Origin of the sequence: Azospirillum soli (assembly GCF_017876165.1) — a bacterium.
Taxonomy (GTDB): domain Bacteria; phylum Pseudomonadota; class Alphaproteobacteria; order Azospirillales; family Azospirillaceae; genus Azospirillum; species Azospirillum soli.
This window is the reverse complement of record NZ_JAGINQ010000005.1, coordinates 36,256-51,525: the sequence shown is the minus strand read 5'-3', so window position 1 is coordinate 51,525 and position 15,270 is coordinate 36,256. Positions and strand designations below refer to the sequence as shown.

Below are 15,270 nucleotides of genomic sequence, written 5' to 3'. Positions count from 1 at the left end.
GATGAACCGCTGGCTGCCCGCCCTGCATTTCGCCTGGAAGGACTTTCTGCACGAATGGCGGATTTCCGCCTGTCTCGTGCTGGCACTCGCGGCGGTGCTGACGCCGCTGTTGGTGCTGTTCGGTCTGAAATCCGGCATCGTCACCACCCTGACCGAGCGGCTGAAGGCCGACCCGGCCAATCTGGAAATCGTCGTGCTCGGCAACGGCCGGCTGGAAACGCCGTGGTTCCAGACCCTGTCCGCCGATCCGCTGGTCCGCTTCGCCGCACCCCGCACCCGCAGCCTCGCCGCGACCATCGACCTGCTGGCCGATGCGGACAATGGGCGCCGCGTGCTGCCGGCGGTGGAGATGCTGCCCACCGGCCCCGGCGACCCGCTGCTCGACAACCGCCCGGTGCCGGCCGATGCCGCCCAGGCGGTGCTGAGCGCGGCGGCGGCGCGCAAGCTGGGCGTCGGTCCCGGCGGGCGCCTGACCGCCGTCGTGCCGCGCAGCAGCGGGGAACGGCGGGAAGCCGCGTCCGTGTCGCTGACCGTGCTGGACGTGCTGCCGGACTCCACGCTCGTCCGCGAAGCGGTGCTGGTTCCCCTGCCGCTGCTGGTCGCGGCGGAGGATTTCCGCGACGGCTTCGCCGTTCCGGACCTCGGCTGGCCGGGCGAGCGCCCCGCCCCGCCGCGCACGCTGTTCGCCAGCGTCCGCCTGTACGCCGCCGGGATCGACGCCGTGGCGCCGCTGGCCGCCGCGCTGACCGCCCGAGGGCTGGAGGTGCGTACCCGCGCGGCGGAGATCGAGCAGGTCCGCGCCATCGACCGGGTGCTGAGCTTCCTGTTCGCCATCATCGCGGGCATCGGCGCGACCGGCCTCGTGCTGTCGCTGGCCGCCAGCCTGTGGGCCAACGTGGACCGCAAGCAGAAGGATTTGGCCCTGCTGCGGCTGGTCGGCTTCACCACGGCGCCGCTCGTCGCCTTCCCCGCCGCGCAGGCCGCGCTGACCGCGCTGTTCGGCTGCGCCCTGTCCGGCGCCGCCTACGCCGCCGTCGCCGCCGCGCTGAACCGCGTGCTGGCGGAAAACCCCACGCGGGACGAGGTCGTCTGCCGCCTGACGCCGGAGGCGGCCGGGGCGGCGGTTCTGCTCACCCTGCTTTTCGCTCTTCTCGCATCCAGTCTCGGAGGGATCCGTGCGTCGCGCATCGAACCGTCGCAGTGTCTGCGGGATGTTTAGCCGCGCGCTTGCCGGCGCCGCCCTTCTGGCGGCCCTTGCCGTCCCCGCCCTGGCGGCGGACGCCCCGACCCCCTTGCCGGCCCCCTGGGCGGAAAATCTGTGGAACCCGAAGCCGGACAAGGAGGACGTAATCCTTCCCATGCCCTGCGGCGGCGCCATGGCCTTCCGCCGGGTGGAGGTGCCGTCGGACGGACCGCTCGGCGACTATAAGGTGATGCTGGGCGGCACCGACGAGGCGGCGGCCTACGCCGAAAACAAGCACGCCGACTTCATCGCCGGCAGCTTCGGCGCCGGCAAAGGCGGGCGTTATTACCTGATCGGCAAGTACGAGGTCAGCGACCTGCAATTCCAGGCGCTGTCCGGAACTTGCCCGCAGCCATCCATGCGGCTGCGCCTGCCCAAGGTAAACGTCACCTGGTTCGAGGCGGTGGGCTTCGCCGACGCCTACAGCACTTGGGCGCGCGCCAACGCCGCCGACAAGCTGCCGCGCGAGGAGCAGGAGGCCGGCTTCCTGCGCCTGCCGACCGAGGCGGAGTGGGAATTCGCGGCACGCGGCGGCACCAAGGTCACGCCGACCGAGTTTGAGGACCGCACATTCCCCACGCCGGAGGGCATGGCCCGCTACGTCTGGTTCCAGGGCAGCCAATCGGCCAACGGCAAGCTGCAACTGACCGGGCTGCTGCTGCCCAACCCGCTCGGTCTGCACGACACGCTGGGCAACGCCGACGAGATGGTGTGGGAGCCGTTCCGCCTGAACCGCGTCACCCGTCCGCACGGACAGGCCGGCGGCTTCGTCGTGCGCGGCGGCAACCTGTTCACGTCGGAGGCCGACGTGCGCACCAGCTACCGGCAGGAGCAGCCCTTCTACGACGCGCAAGGCGCACGCCGCAGCGGCTCCACCGGCTTCCGGCTGGTGGTCGCCGCCCCGGTGGTGACCAGCCCGACCCAGCTGAAAGGCATCCAGAGCGCCTGGAGCGCGCTGGGCACCGCAGCCGAAAACCTCAGCGGCCCGGCCCTGACCGACCCCGTGGAAGAGCTGAACGTCATCGTCAAGGCGACCGAGGACGAGAACGTCCGGCGCCGCCTGCAAAATCTGCAAACCACCATCAAGGGCAACATCGCCGCCCGCGACGAACAGCGCGACCGCGCCGCCCGCGTGCTGCTGCGGCTGGGCGCCTTTCTCGGCAACAAGCTGGCCGACGACGCCCGCTCCATCGACCAGCTGGCCGCCGTGTACGAGGCTCGCGTCAAATCGTCCTCCGCCCAGGATGCCCTGGCCCAGCGCTACAAGGGCCAGCTCGACGTTGAGCGCGGGATCCTGGATGGAAATCTTAAATATTATGCGGATACCGTTCTGCGCGCGGCGGACGATTACCATGCGGACGTACTCGCCCGACAGAACGAGGTGCTGGCGTTGGAACTGAAAAACAGTGGGCTTACCGACCTCGTCCGCACGGCCGGGGTCTTCCTCGGGCACACGCAGGCCTACCGGGCCTCGCGCAAGGCCGAGCGCGACCAGTGGCTGGAACAACTGAAGAAGAATCGCTGACGGAGCGGACCCAGGATGCTGAAGAACCGGACCACCCTTCGAAACACCGCCTTTCGAAACACTGCGGCGGCCTTGGCCGTGGTCATGACGCTGAGCGCCTGCGCCACCCAGCGCGACACCACCACCATGACGCCCGCCGAAAAGCGCCTGTATGAACAATCGCAGGACTTCAACCAGACGATGGCGGAGGGTGCGGTGGCCGGCGTGCTGGTCGGCGCGCTGCTGGGCGCCGCCATCGGCGGCCGGCGCGGGGCGGCCATCGGCGCGGGCGCCGGACTCGCCGCCGGTCTCGGCGCCGGCTATATGGTCGCCAAGCAGAAGGAAACCTACGCGAACGAGGAAGCTCGCCTCGACAGCATGGTCGCCGACGTGCGGAACGACAACGTGAAGCTCCAACAACTGACCGCCTCGGCGCGCGACGTAATCGCCCAAGACCGTGACCGCATCGCCCTTGTCCAGCGCGAACTCGCCGCCGGCACCATGAAGGCTGACGAGGCCAAGCGCCGTCTGGCCGCCGTCGATCAGAACGTCGCGCACCTTCAGAAGACCATCGAAAATCTGAAGAAGAAGGTGAAGGAGTACCGTGAGGCGTCCAACCAGACCCGCGCGGAAAAGCGCATGAACACCTCGTCGATGGATGCGGAAATCGCGCAGCTGGAAGGCCAGGTCTCAACCCTGGAGAACGAGTTGAACCAGCTGGTGACGCGCCGGTCCGTCACCCGCGTCGGCTGATCGCGGAGACACGTCCATGAAGCGCACCCTTCTCGCCGCCGCCCTTCTGCTGCCGCTCTCCGCCTGCGTGACCGACGATCCGACCAAGGGCGGTTTCTTCGGCGGCGTCGGCGGCCTGTCCAGCGGCAACTACTCCAAGCGCATCGACGAGCGCAAGACGGAGCTGGAGAACCAGCAGGACCAGCGCATCGCCAACCAGCGCGCCCTGGACCGCGCCCAGCAGGAGCAGTCCGCCGTTGCCGACCAGCGCCGCGCGTCGGAAGCCAAGCTGCAAACCCTGCAAAACGACATTGCCGGACTGCGCCGCCGGCTGGCGGTGGCCCAGGGCCGGGAAAGCGCGTCCAAGGCGAAGCTCGCCAGCCTGTCGGTGGAGGCCGAACAGCTGGAGCGCGACACGAAGCTCGCCCAGGCCGACGGCTTCGCCACGCCGGAGGAGCGCGCCCAGCGGCTGGAACAGCTCCGCCGGTCGAAGGAGGAGCTTGAGCGTCAGGTGCAGTTCGCGCTCAAGCGCTGAGCTGGATCACTCGCCGCACTTGGTGTCGGTCACGGCGAGGCCGACACCATGCGCGGCGGCGTAGCCGGCGAGATCCGCGCCGGCCAGCGCGTAGGCGGCCTTGCTGCTTTCCGTCGCGTTCACGGTCAGGAAGGTGTTGATCCCCACCACCCGGCCGCAGCGGTCCACCAACGGGCCGCCGCTGTTGCCCGACGAGATTTGCGCGGTGTGGGCGATGGTGGCGAAGCCCTGGTCACGGTTCTGGATCGCCATGACCTCGCCCCGGCTGAGCGCCAGATCGGGAATCGCCGCGAGGTCGCCCTTCAGCAAAGCCTGAAAGCTGCTGTCGTTGCTGAGCAGCAGCCCCGGAAAGCCGGCGGCGACCACCTCCTCCAGCGGAGCGACCGACCGCGCGATGGCCAAGGTTTGCCGCCCGGCGACGCCCTGCTGAAGCTTCAGGATCGCGTAGTCGCGGCCGTTGCTGTCCTTCGGGACGGTCGGCGTGACGGCGGCGACGCGCGCCAGCAGCGGCTCGCCCAGCCCCTTGCCGACCAGGATGACCTCGCCGTTCTCAGCCTTTTCGACCACGTGGCGGTTGGTGATGACCGTGTCCGGTGTGACGAAGAAGCCCGACCCCGTCATCGGCGGCGCCAGCACCAGTACCGTGGTGGCCTCCAGCCGCCGCACCAGCTGTTCGCGCGTCAGAAGTGTGGGCGGAGCGGAGGACGCTTGCACGACGGGGGGCGCAGGCCGGGGGGGCGCAGGTGGGCTTGCTGAGGCGTGGCCAGGATCTCCCGGTGCCGGCGCGCAAACGTCGCCCTGCACCTGGGCCCGCAGTTCGTCGATGCGCTGCTGAAGGGAGCGGTTCCGTTCCACCCGTTCCTGCAGTTGTTGCTCAACCACCGCACTGTCCGAAGGGCGGTCGCACCCGCCCAGCATTCCCACCAGGACCGACAGCGCCAAACCGAGAGCAACGGAGGTTCGCTGCATTCACCGCTCCAACACGCGCCGTTTCGTTCATTCAGAAGCCGGACTTCTCCATTTTGGTGTACCACGTTCCTGAACATGCACGACAGACAAACGTCGGGGGCGTGTGCGGACGGGCCTTACATCACGGCCAGCAACAGAAACGGCAGCCCGAGCACCGCCAGCGCCGTGGAGCCGAGCACCGTGCCCGCCACCTCCTCCGGCGCGTTGCCGTAACGCAAAGCCCAGAGGTAGTTGAACACCGCAACGGGCATGGCGCTTTCCAGCAGGACCACCCCCCGGACCACCCCTTCCAGCTGCATCGCCTCTACGACCACCAGCCCGGCGGCCAGTCCCAGGCCGAGGCGCAGCGCCGACATACTCAGCGACCGCGCCATGCCCTGGATGCGCAGGCCGGACAGCGCCACCCCCAGCGAGAACAGCATCAGCGGCACGGCGCAGTTGCCGAGCAGCGCCGTCGTGTTGGTCAGCCATTGCGGCAGCGTCCCCCCGACGCCCAGCACCAGCAGCGCCAGAGCCACGGCGTAGACCACCGGCGTGCGCGCGACCTGCCGCAGGTCCATCTTTCCCGCCGCGATGGCCGGGCCGAGGGTGAACTGCAACACCGCCAGCACCGCGAAGAACAGCACCGCCAGCCCCAGCCCTGCCTGACCGAAGGCGAACATGCACACCGGAATCCCGAGGTTCCCCGCGTTTGGGAAGCTGAGCGCCGGCAGATACACCCGCATGGGCAGACGGCAGGCCAGCAGGATCACCGCCCCCACCGCGCCTGCCAGCGCCATGCAAGCGAAGGAGGCCAGCGCCATGGTCAGCAGCTCGTCCCCGCCCAGCGTCAGCCGCACCAAGGAGGAAAAGACCAGGCACGGGGTCGAGACGTTGACCGCGAAGGTGGTGATGAAGGCGCTGTCGTAGGGCAGGTTTGCCCGCTTCCATCCATAGCCGATGGCCGCGATCAGAAACACCGGCACCACCACGGCGGCGATGTCGGACAGGGGAGTCAGCAGGTCCATGGGCTAGCGGGCATCCTCAGCCGTGGCCCCGGCCGTTGCGAACCACATGTCAGCAGCCTCCATCCCTGTTGAGGACAACGTTGTCGCCACCGAAGGTGCCGGACTTCGAAGCCCGGCACAACGGCGGCGCCCACGCTGACATGCAAGGGTGGGATGCGCTACAGCGCCGCCAGCACCTCGTCCAGGGTGGCGAGGAACAGCTTGGCGTCGTCCGACGAGAAGACCAGCGGCGGCCGGATCTTCAGGATGTGGCCTTCCTGCCCGGTCGCGCTGATGAGCACCCGACGCTGGCGCATGCCGTTGACCACGCGGGCGGTTTCCTCCGACGCAGGAGTCTTCAGGGCGCGGTCGCGCACCATCTCGACGCCGATGAACAGGCCGTTGCCGCGCACGTCGCCGATCAGGTCGTGCTTGGCGGACAGGCCGCGCAGGCCCTCGATCATCTCCGTGCCGACCGTCAGGGCGTTCTCCTGGAGACGCTCCGCCTTGATCACCCGCAGCACCGCGAGCGCCACGGCGCAGGACACCGGGTTTCCGCCGAAGGTGTTGAAATAGCGTTGGTTCTTCCCGAAAGCCTCGATCACCTCCGGCCGGAACACGGCGCCGGCCACCGGATGGCCGTTGCCCATGGGCTTGCCGACGGTCACGATGTCCGGCACCAGCCCATGGCGCGCGAAGCCCCACATGTGCGTGCCGAGCCGCCCGAAGCCGGGCTGCACCTCGTCGGCGATGAAGATGCCGCCGGCCTTGCGCATCACCTCCACCGCCGGGGCGAGGAAGCCGGCGGGATCGGTAAAGACGCCGCTGCTGGAGAAGATGGTATCGACCAGCAGCGCCGCCGGCTTGATGCCCTGTTCCGCCATGTCGGCGATGGCCGCTTCCACGGCGCGGGCGAAGGCGGCCCCGACCTCGGCCTCCGGGATGCGGTAGCTGTCCGGCGCCGGCACCACGCGGACGTGGTCACCCAGCTTCGCCGCCGGGCCGAGCGAGGGCGACATCTCGGCGAGCGCGGTGGTCACGCCATGGTAGGCGTTGTGGGCGATGACCACGCCCGTCCCCCCGGTGTGGACGCGGGCGACGCGCAGGGCCAGGTCGTTGGCCTCGCTGCCGGTGCAGGTCATCATCAGGTGCGACAGCTCCGCCGGGAACTCCGCCAGGAAGGCCTCGGCGAAGTCGAGGATGCCGTCGGTCAGGTATCGCGTGTGGGTGTTCAGCACGGCGGCCTGCTTCGCCATCGCCTCCACCACCTCCGGCCGGCAGTGCCCGACCGAGGCGACGTTGTTGTAGGCGTCCAGATAGCGGTTGCCGTCGGGATCGTAGAGGTACGCCCCCTCACCCCGCACGACGTGCACCGGGTCGGCGTAGAACAGGCGGTAGGCCGGGCCGAGCAGCCGTTCGCGGCGGGCGATCAGGGCGCGCTCGCGCTCCGGCAGGGAACCGGCGGCGTCGGGCGCATAGGCGTTGATCATGGTCATGGGATCAGTCTTCCTGGCAGGCCTGACGGAGCAGGCGGGTCGCGGTGGGGGCCTCGTCGCCGGTCAGCCGGCCGAGACCGGCGAAAGCGCGTTCGGCGTTGCGCAGAATGTAGGCGCGGTTCTCGGGGTAGACGGCGGCCCGCCAACTGGTGATGCCGATGGTCAGGGCAAGGCGGGCGGCCACCAGATCGGGCAGCAACTCCACCTCCTCCGGCTTCAGCGGCAGCACGGCGTTGTAAGCGCGGGTCATCGCGACGATGGAACCAAAGGGCGTCTCGCCACTGGCGACGTGATACGCAAGCGCCGTCGCCAGATCGTTGACCAGCGGGGCCCTCAGCGCGTCGCCGAAGTCGATGATGCCGGTGACCGCCTCATGTCCAACCGGATCGATCACCACATTGTGGGGGTTGAGGTCGTTGTGGATGACCTGATGGCGCAGCGCGGGCAGCCGGGGGGCCACCTCGTCGGCAAAGCGGTCGACGAACCGCTCGACCATCCGCCGGCGCGCCTCGTCCTCTACATGGTGCAGCCGGTCCCGGACGCTGGCGGTGCACGTGATATCCCACAGCAGATCCCGCTCTGAGCCGGGATGCTCGAAATCGGCGAGCGCCCGGTCCAGCCGGGCCAGGGTCGTGCCCAGCGCCCGCATCTGCCCCGGCGATGCCGGCGTGGCGTGGAGCGGCGTGCCATCGAGGTAGGTTAGCAGCCGCAGCACCATGGCGCGGCCATCGGCCTGAACCGTCACCTCGGTCCCGCCATCCAGGGTCCGCACGACGCGCGGCACCGGCAGCGTGGCGTCGCGCGCCGCCACATGCAGCATGGCCTCGGTTTGGAAGTGGGTGACGACCTGCGGTTCCGCCGGATTGGTGAACTTCAGCACATAGCCCTGCCCGTCCGGGGCGGTGATGTGGAAGTTGCGATCACGCTCGCTGCTCAGCGCGCGCACGGTGCCGGCCACGCCGAAATACCGCTTCGCGACGGCGGCGGCCTCGTCCATGGAGATCGGCGGCGCAATGGTGGTCAAAACATCCTCTGGCGTCATGGCCGATGTCTCCTCGTCGCTCGAAGCTTCGATGTTTGATGCATCATCTTGGATAAAGGAATGGGCGCGCATCAGGAGGTGACCAGCTTGGTGGCCGCCGCGTCGATCCGCTCCAGAATCGGCCCGCTGGCCGACAGGATGTCGGTTTGGATGGCGTGGCTGGCGGCCGGACCATCGTGGCGGCGGATGGCGTCCATCAGCGGATAGTGGTGGTCGATCATGACGCGTCCGGCGCCCCCGTAAACGTCGGCGATCAGCGGTCCCATCTGGAGCCACAGTCGCCGCTGAATGTCGCGAAGCACCGGCATGTCCGCGATGTCGGCGAGTGCGAAGTGGAACATCTGATTGAGTTCGGTCGCCAGCGGCGTGTCGTCCGCGCCGATCGCCTCTTCGTTGCGTTTCAGAAGGGCTTCCAGGGCGCGAATCTGGGCCGGCGTGGCCTTCTGGGCGGCACGCTCGGCGGCAAGCCCTTCCAAGTTGAGGCGGATGTCGCGGATTTCCAGATAGCCGGCCTTGGTCAGCATGGGAACGCGGATGTCGCGCGGCGAGCGCAGCACAAGAGCCTGATCCTGAACGAGCCGCAGAATGGCGTCGCGCACCGGCGTGACGCTCGTCCCCAGCTGTTCCGCCATGTCGCGGATCTTGAGACGGTCGCCCGGCTTGAACACGCCCTTCATCAGGGCCTCGCACAGCTTCTGGTAAATCGTGCTGCCGAGGTTGTCGTGCTCGACAAGGCTCAAATCGTACCCGGCCATCGTTCGCTCACCACCCCGATATCCGCCCCATCGATGTATGATGCATCATAATGAGGGGTAAAAGGATGGAGGTCAAGACGCGCCTTGACCTCCCGCAGACGCGCTACACCAAACCCCATGCCGTCAGACCGACCACTGCGACGATGACGGCCAGCAGGGACAGGACGGACACCAGCCCGATGGGCAGCGCCAAACGGTAGATCGCTCCTTCCGCCGTCTTCAGACCGAGCAGGCCGGCGGCCAGGACGATGCGGCCGGGGGTCAGCATCGTGCAGATGCTCCCCGAGACCGTCTGAACCGCCGCCGTGAGCATCGGCGACAGGCCGCTCTCGGCCGCGAGGCTCAGCTGGATGTGCATCATCAGAGCGTTGGACGCCGTGTTGGAACCGGTCAGCGCCCCCGCGGCCGCGCCAAAGACCGGCGTCGCAAGCACGGCCATGTTTTCGGCGAACTCCCGCCATGCTTGACCGAACATCGCGGCTCCGCCCGACGCGGACATGAAGGTCGCCAGCTCGACGAAAACCAGAGTTGCCGCCATGGGCACCAGGGCCGCGCGAACGGCGCCACTAGCCACCTCCCTGGCTCGGCCGCCGGGCAGCGGCGCGAGGAGGATGGCGGCGATCAGCACCATCCAGGTCGCCGGATGGCGCAGCACGGCGAGCGGCGCCAAGCCGGCAAACGGGTCGAGCACCAGCCAATTCCCGGCCCAGTCCGAGAGCGGCGGCACGAGACGCGTCGCCATCAGACCGCAAACCAGCGCAACGTAGGGCCACAGGCGCCGAAGAAGCTGTCCCATGTCCACGTCGCTGCGCAGAAGGCGCGGGCCTTCGACCAGCACCAGCATGATCCCCGTCGCCAATCCCCCGCCCAGTTCCGGGGCGACGAAGCGATTGGTCGCCCAGATCAGCGCGGCCAGTCCCAGGATAAGAACGAGATCGGTCGCCCGGTCCGCCAAGGTGGATTTCAGTCCCGACTGGTGGATGAGGCGCCAGAAGACCGGCAAAAGACACGGCAGCACGACCGCCATCAGCAGCGCGCTCGCCGTTCCAAGCTCGGCGAAGGATACACCGATCAGTTCGGCGCCCACCCGCGTGCCGACGCCCATCGCCCCCCACGGAGCCAGCACCTGGCTGAACAAGCCGAGTGCCGCCGCGTGGACCAACGGCAGGCCCATGTGACGCAGCATGGCGAGCGCCACGACCAGACCGACGCCGAAGCCCGTGACGGACTCAGCGAAGGGACCGACCAGGAAACAGGCGACGAACACGGCGCGGCGCCGGTCTCCCTGGACCGTAGCGCCCTCTTGTCGGGGGCCGGTTTCGAAGGCGCGGTGGAACAGCAGGCCAGCGGCGATGATCGACATGGCGTGCCACGCCAACCACGCGCCCTCGGCAGCCTTGACCGCCACCGTGTTCAGCCCCTCGTCGACGGATGGCTGTGCCGCGATCAGCATGGCGAGCGCCAGCAGCATGCCGATCACACCCGCGTTCAGCAGGCTGACACGGCGGGAAGCGAGGAGAAGGATGGTGCCGACCAGCGGCATCATGTGGAGTGCGAGCGTCATAATCGGGGGAATTTAACCGCGGAGTGTCAGGGTCGGCTTCCGTAAAAACCGACCACATCGGCATACTAGTATACTGCGGGCGTTGCAATCGGCTCAAAGGCCATTGTCACGCCAAAGACCAATCTACATCCCGCAAAGGCGTGAAATTGTCCGGGAAAAGAAATGTCATGCCGCCAGCGCATAGCTGCCATCCACTCAAGAGCATCAGCCAAGTCAAGACCGAACCGCAACGCCCGCGTCATCGGGGTTGAGACGCACGCCTCATTCGTCTACAGCTTGGCGACCAGGCCGGGCCCCTCTGGCAGTTCCCCTGAACTGTGATGTCGGACTGGAAGACACGCAGAGTGGTCCCCGCCTGTGCCTTCGGTCCGGCTTCCCGCCGAGACCGCGGAATGGTCCCCGCAGGCGTGCCGCTCTCTTGCCCAATACAAGAGATAACGCACCACATGACCGATCTTCTCACGACCGAAGCGCTGTCCGCGCTGTTCCAGGTCATTGCCATCGACCTCGTGCTGGCCGGCGACAACGCCATCGTCGTGGGCATGGCGGCTGCAGCCGTGCCGCTGGCGATGCGCCGCAAGGTCATCTTCTGGGGCATCGCCGCCGCCATCGGGTTGCGCATCTTCTTCGCGCTGATCACCACGCAGCTTCTTGCCATCATCGGCCTGACGCTGGCCGGCGGCGTGCTGCTGCTGTGGGTCTGCTGGAAGATGTTCCGCGAGCTGCGCACGCACGGCGAGGACGAGGTGGCGCCCGACGAGGCCCTCAGCGCGCCCGACGTGCCGGCCGGCGCCAGCGTTACCGGCAACACCATGGGCAATGCCGCCGTCGCCACCGCCGGCGCAACCTCTTTCGGGGCCGCGATCTGGCAGATCATCGTGGCCGACGTGTCGATGTCGCTGGACAACGTGCTGGCCGTAGCCGGTGCCGCGAAGGAGCACCCGACCATCCTGGTCATCGGCCTGCTGCTGTCGGTCGTCCTGATGGGCGCCGCAGCCAACATGATCGCGCATGTGCTGCACAAGCACCGCTGGATCGGCTGGATCGGCCTTGCGATCATCACCTACGTCGCCGCCGACATGATCTGGCGCGGCAGCCACGAGGTGCTCCGCTCCTTGGCCTGACCGATCCTGGCTCGCGGTGCGCTCAGGCTGATCGCACCGCGAACCGATCGTAATGACGCCCATCCTCGGCTACGGATTTACATCGCCCTGCCGATTGTTTGTAATGCGATCCATTTTCGCCCTTGCGCGTTTGGATCGATCCAATTACCGTTTCTTAAAAGCCGGAACCGCCGTTCGTTCGGTCAAGAGTTCAAGGAAAGGCAATCCGCGCGACGCACCCCAAGACGAGGTGGGTGACGCGGATGCGGAGGGATGCCCGTGAATTACGACTTCCAATTCGACGCGGTCCTCGCGTCGTGGGATTACCTGCTCCAAGGGGCATGGCTGACCGTCCAGTTGTCGCTGGGCGCCATGGTCATCGGGCTCGCCGTCGCCATTCTGTGCGCACTGGGCAAGACCTCCGGGCCGAAGCCAGTGCGCTGGCTGATTAACGCCTACATCGAGATCATCCGGAACACGCCGTTCCTGGTGCAGATCTTCCTGATCTTCTTCGGGCTGCCCAGCCTCGGGCTGCGGATGTCGCCGGATGTGGCGGCGCTGGTCGCCATGGTGGTCAACGTCGGCGCCTACGCCACGGAGATCATCCGCGCCGGCATCGAATCGATCCAAAAAGGCCAGATCGAAGCCGGGCTCGCGCTCGGTCTGCGCCCCTTGCAGGTGTTCCGCTACGTGGTCCTGAAACCCGCGTTGCGCACCGTCTATCCGGCGCTGACCAGCCAGTTCATCCTGCTGATGCTCAGTTCCAGCGTGGTGTCGGCGATCTCGGCGGACGAGCTGACCTCCGTCGCCAACAACATCCAGTCGCAGACCTTCCGCAGCTTCGAGATCTACATCGTCGTGACGGGCATCTATCTGGTGCTGGCCATGATGTTCTCGGCCCTGTTCGCCGGCATCCAGCGGCTTGTCTTCGCCTACGACCTCGACCGCCGGTGAGGAGCCCCACGCCATGATCCGCTCCTTCGGGTACAACGAATTCCTGTTCCTGCTCAGCGCCGTGCAATGGACGCTGGCGCTGTCGGCCATCGCCTTTCTGGGCGGCGCCACGGTCGGCCTGTTCGTGGCACTGGGCCGCACCTCCACCATCAAGCCGGTCCGCTTGGCTACCACCGGCTATATCCAGATATTCCAGGGCACGCCGCTGCTGATGCAGCTGTTCCTCGTGTTCTTCGGGGCCACGGTGCTGGGCTTCGACATCAACCCCTGGGCCGCCGCCGCGCTGGGCCTGACGCTGAACGCCAGCGCCTTCCTGGGCGAGATCTGGCGCGGCTGCATCCAGGCGGTGCCGCGCGGCCAGTGGGAGGCGGGCTCCGCGCTGGGTCTGCGCTATCCGGGGCTGATGCGCTACGTGGTGCTGCCGCAGGCCGTGAAGATCGCCGTGCCCCCCACGGTCGGCTATCTGGTGCAGCTGATCAAGGGCACGTCGCTGGCTGCGATCATCGGTTTCACCGAGCTGACCCGCGCCGGGCAGATCGTCAACAACGCCACCTTCCAGCCCTTTCTGGTCTTCAGCATCGTGGCGGCGCTCTATTTCCTGATGTGCTGGCCGCTGTCGCTGTTGAGCGCGAGGCTGGAGCAGCGTTACGCGGCCCGCAGCCGCTGACAGACACCCATCAATACCCCCGTCAAAAACCAAAGAACCGCGAGGAAAACGCTCATGAACTTCCCCATCTCCCGCCGCTTGGCCGTCGCCGGCCTGATGATGGCCGCCGCCGCCGGACTCAGCTTCGGCTTCGCCGTTCCGGCCTCGGCCCAGACCGTCGATGAGATCAAGGCCAAGAAGAAGCTGACCGTCGGCATGCTGGTGGACTTCCCGCCCTTCGGCATCACGACGTCCGACGGCAAGCCCGACGGCTATGACGCCGACGTGGCCAAGCTGCTGGCCAAGCACATGGGCGTCGATGTGGAGATCGTGCCGGTCACCGGCCCGAACCGCATCCCCTACCTGCTGACCAACAAGGTGGATCTGCTGGTCGCCTCGCTCGGCATCACGGAGGAGCGCGCCAAGCAGGTCACCTTCTCCAAGCCCTACGCCGCCATCGAAATCGGCCTGCTCGCCCCGAAGAAGACGGCCATCAAGGGGCCGGAGGATCTGTCGGGCAAGCGCGTCGGCGTCACCCGCGCCAGCACGCAGGACCAGTCGGTTACGGCGGCGGCGCCGAAGGACGCGCGCATCATGCGTTTCGACGACGACGCCGGCGCGGTACAGGCGCTGCTGTCCGGCCAGGTCGACGCGCTGGGCATCAGCAACGTGGTCGCGCAGCAGATCAAGAAGATGGCGCCGCAGAACGATTACGAGATGAAGTTCGTCCTGCGCAGCCAAGTCCAGGGCATCGCCATGCGGCAGAACCAGGACGCCCTGCTGAAGTGGGTCAACGACTTCGTCGATACCGTGAAGAACAACGGCGAGCTGAACGCCATCCACCAGAAGTGGCTGGGCACCGACCTGCCGTCGGCCGTCAAGTCCTGATCGTGAAAGTCCTCGCGGGTCCTAAGCCCGCGAGGACGCTTCGAAGAACCGGAGGACAAAACATGGCGCTGGCCGACGATCTCAAGGGAACCACCGTGCCGCGACCCATGGAGAAGGACGTCATCATCCGCATGGAAGGCGTCCAGAAATGGTACGACAGCTTCCAGGTGTTGAAAAACATCGACCTTGACGTCCACAGGGGCGAACGCATCGTCATCTGCGGCCCGTCCGGGTCCGGCAAATCGACCCTGATCCGCTGCATCAACCAGCTGGAACGCCATCAGGAAGGCCGCATCACCGTCAACGGGGTCGAACTGGGCGCCCACCACCGCCAACTGGACGTCGTCCGGCGCGAGGTCGGCATGGTGTTCCAGCAGTTCAACCTGTTCCCGCACCTGACCGTTCTTCAGAACTGCATGCTGGCGCCGCTGAAGGTGCGCGGCCTGCCCAAGGCGGAGGCGAAGGCCATTGCTATGAAGTATCTGGAGCGCGTGCGCATCCCGGAGCAGGCCGACAAGTACCCAGGCCAGCTGTCCGGCGGGCAGCAGCAGCGCGTCGCCATCGCCCGTGCGCTGTGCATGAATCCCCAGGTCATGCTGTTCGACGAGCCGACCTCCGCGCTTGATCCCGAGATGGTCAAGGAGGTGCTGGACACCATGATCTCCCTGGCCGAGGACGGCATGACCATGCTGTGCGTGACGCACGAGATGGGCTTCGCCAAGTCGGTCGCGCACCGCGTGATCTTCATGGACCGGGGCGAGATCGTCGAGCAGAACACGCCCGAGGAATTCTTTACCAATCCCCGGTCCGAACGCACCCGGACCTTCCTCGGCCAGATTCTCTCCCACTGAGG

At 67.4% G+C, this 15,270-nt stretch carries 15 protein-coding genes; 9 read left to right on the top strand and 6 right to left on the bottom strand.

Annotated elements, in window-relative coordinates; genetic code table 11:
- Position 1 precedes the first annotated feature (1 nt).
- From J2852_RS09945 to J2852_RS09930, 4 genes are read left to right on the top strand one after another with little or no spacing between them, the layout of a single operon-like run.
- The gene (locus J2852_RS09945; RefSeq protein WP_209874682.1) at positions 2-1,219 is read left to right on the top strand and encodes an FtsX-like permease family protein; all 1,218 of its coding nucleotides are present in this window, start codon (positions 2-4) and stop codon (positions 1,217-1,219) included.
- Positions 1,212-2,768 (top strand): formylglycine-generating enzyme family protein, encoded by a 1,557-nt coding sequence (locus J2852_RS09940; RefSeq protein ID WP_211112183.1) that lies wholly within the window; start codon positions 1,212-1,214, stop codon positions 2,766-2,768. Before J2852_RS09945 ends, J2852_RS09940 begins: the two co-directional genes overlap by 8 nt.
- 15 nt (positions 2,769-2,783) lie before the next feature.
- A complete protein-coding gene (locus tag J2852_RS09935) occupies positions 2,784-3,500 on the top strand; it encodes a YMGG-like glycine zipper-containing protein (protein ID WP_209874673.1) in 717 nt (238 codons plus the stop codon).
- A gap of 16 nt (positions 3,501-3,516) precedes the next feature.
- The gene (locus J2852_RS09930) at positions 3,517-4,014 is read left to right on the top strand and encodes a hypothetical protein (RefSeq protein ID WP_209874670.1); all 498 of its coding nucleotides are present in this window, start codon (positions 3,517-3,519) and stop codon (positions 4,012-4,014) included.
- A gap of 6 nt (positions 4,015-4,020) precedes the next feature.
- Here J2852_RS09930 and J2852_RS09925 read toward each other — a convergent pair whose 3' ends face one another.
- The 6 genes from J2852_RS09925 to J2852_RS09900 form a co-directional block, all read right to left on the bottom strand.
- On the bottom strand, positions 4,021-4,728 hold the full coding sequence (locus J2852_RS09925; protein WP_209874667.1) for a S1 family peptidase: 708 nt from the start codon (positions 4,726-4,728) through the stop codon (positions 4,021-4,023).
- Between the two features lie 371 nt (positions 4,729-5,099).
- A complete protein-coding gene (locus J2852_RS09920; RefSeq protein WP_209874665.1) occupies positions 5,100-5,990 on the bottom strand; it encodes an AEC family transporter in 891 nt (296 codons plus the stop codon).
- A 158-nt stretch (positions 5,991-6,148) separates the two neighbouring features.
- Complete coding sequence (locus J2852_RS09915; protein ID WP_209874662.1) at positions 6,149-7,465, bottom strand: aspartate aminotransferase family protein; 1,317 nt, start codon at positions 7,463-7,465, stop codon at positions 6,149-6,151.
- 4 nt (positions 7,466-7,469) lie between these two features.
- Positions 7,470-8,507, bottom strand: coding sequence for a phosphotransferase (locus tag J2852_RS09910; RefSeq protein WP_209874660.1), 1,038 nt, complete (start codon positions 8,505-8,507; stop codon positions 7,470-7,472).
- A gap of 71 nt (positions 8,508-8,578) precedes the next feature.
- Positions 8,579-9,262 (bottom strand): GntR family transcriptional regulator, encoded by a 684-nt coding sequence (locus J2852_RS09905; protein ID WP_209874657.1) that lies wholly within the window; start codon positions 9,260-9,262, stop codon positions 8,579-8,581.
- A gap of 103 nt (positions 9,263-9,365) precedes the next feature.
- Positions 9,366-10,826, bottom strand: coding sequence for an L-lactate permease (locus J2852_RS09900; protein WP_209874655.1), 1,461 nt, complete (start codon positions 10,824-10,826; stop codon positions 9,366-9,368).
- A 446-nt stretch (positions 10,827-11,272) separates the two neighbouring features.
- Between J2852_RS09900 and J2852_RS09895 the strand changes: the two genes are divergently transcribed.
- The 5 genes from J2852_RS09895 (at position 11,273) to J2852_RS09875 (ending at position 15,268) form a co-directional block, all read left to right on the top strand.
- The gene (locus tag J2852_RS09895; protein WP_209874651.1) at positions 11,273-11,950 is read left to right on the top strand and encodes a TerC family protein; all 678 of its coding nucleotides are present in this window, start codon (positions 11,273-11,275) and stop codon (positions 11,948-11,950) included.
- Positions 11,951-12,208: 258 nt separating this feature from the next.
- Complete coding sequence (locus tag J2852_RS09890) at positions 12,209-12,883, top strand: amino acid ABC transporter permease (RefSeq protein WP_209874650.1); 675 nt, start codon at positions 12,209-12,211, stop codon at positions 12,881-12,883.
- A 13-nt stretch (positions 12,884-12,896) separates the two neighbouring features.
- Positions 12,897-13,550, top strand: coding sequence for an amino acid ABC transporter permease (locus tag J2852_RS09885; RefSeq protein WP_209874648.1), 654 nt, complete (start codon positions 12,897-12,899; stop codon positions 13,548-13,550).
- A gap of 54 nt (positions 13,551-13,604) precedes the next feature.
- A complete protein-coding gene (locus J2852_RS09880; protein ID WP_209874645.1) occupies positions 13,605-14,417 on the top strand; it encodes a transporter substrate-binding domain-containing protein in 813 nt (270 codons plus the stop codon).
- 62 nt (positions 14,418-14,479) lie between these two features.
- Positions 14,480-15,268, top strand: coding sequence for an amino acid ABC transporter ATP-binding protein (locus J2852_RS09875; protein WP_281418439.1), 789 nt, complete (start codon positions 14,480-14,482; stop codon positions 15,266-15,268).
- Positions 15,269-15,270 lie beyond the last annotated feature (2 nt).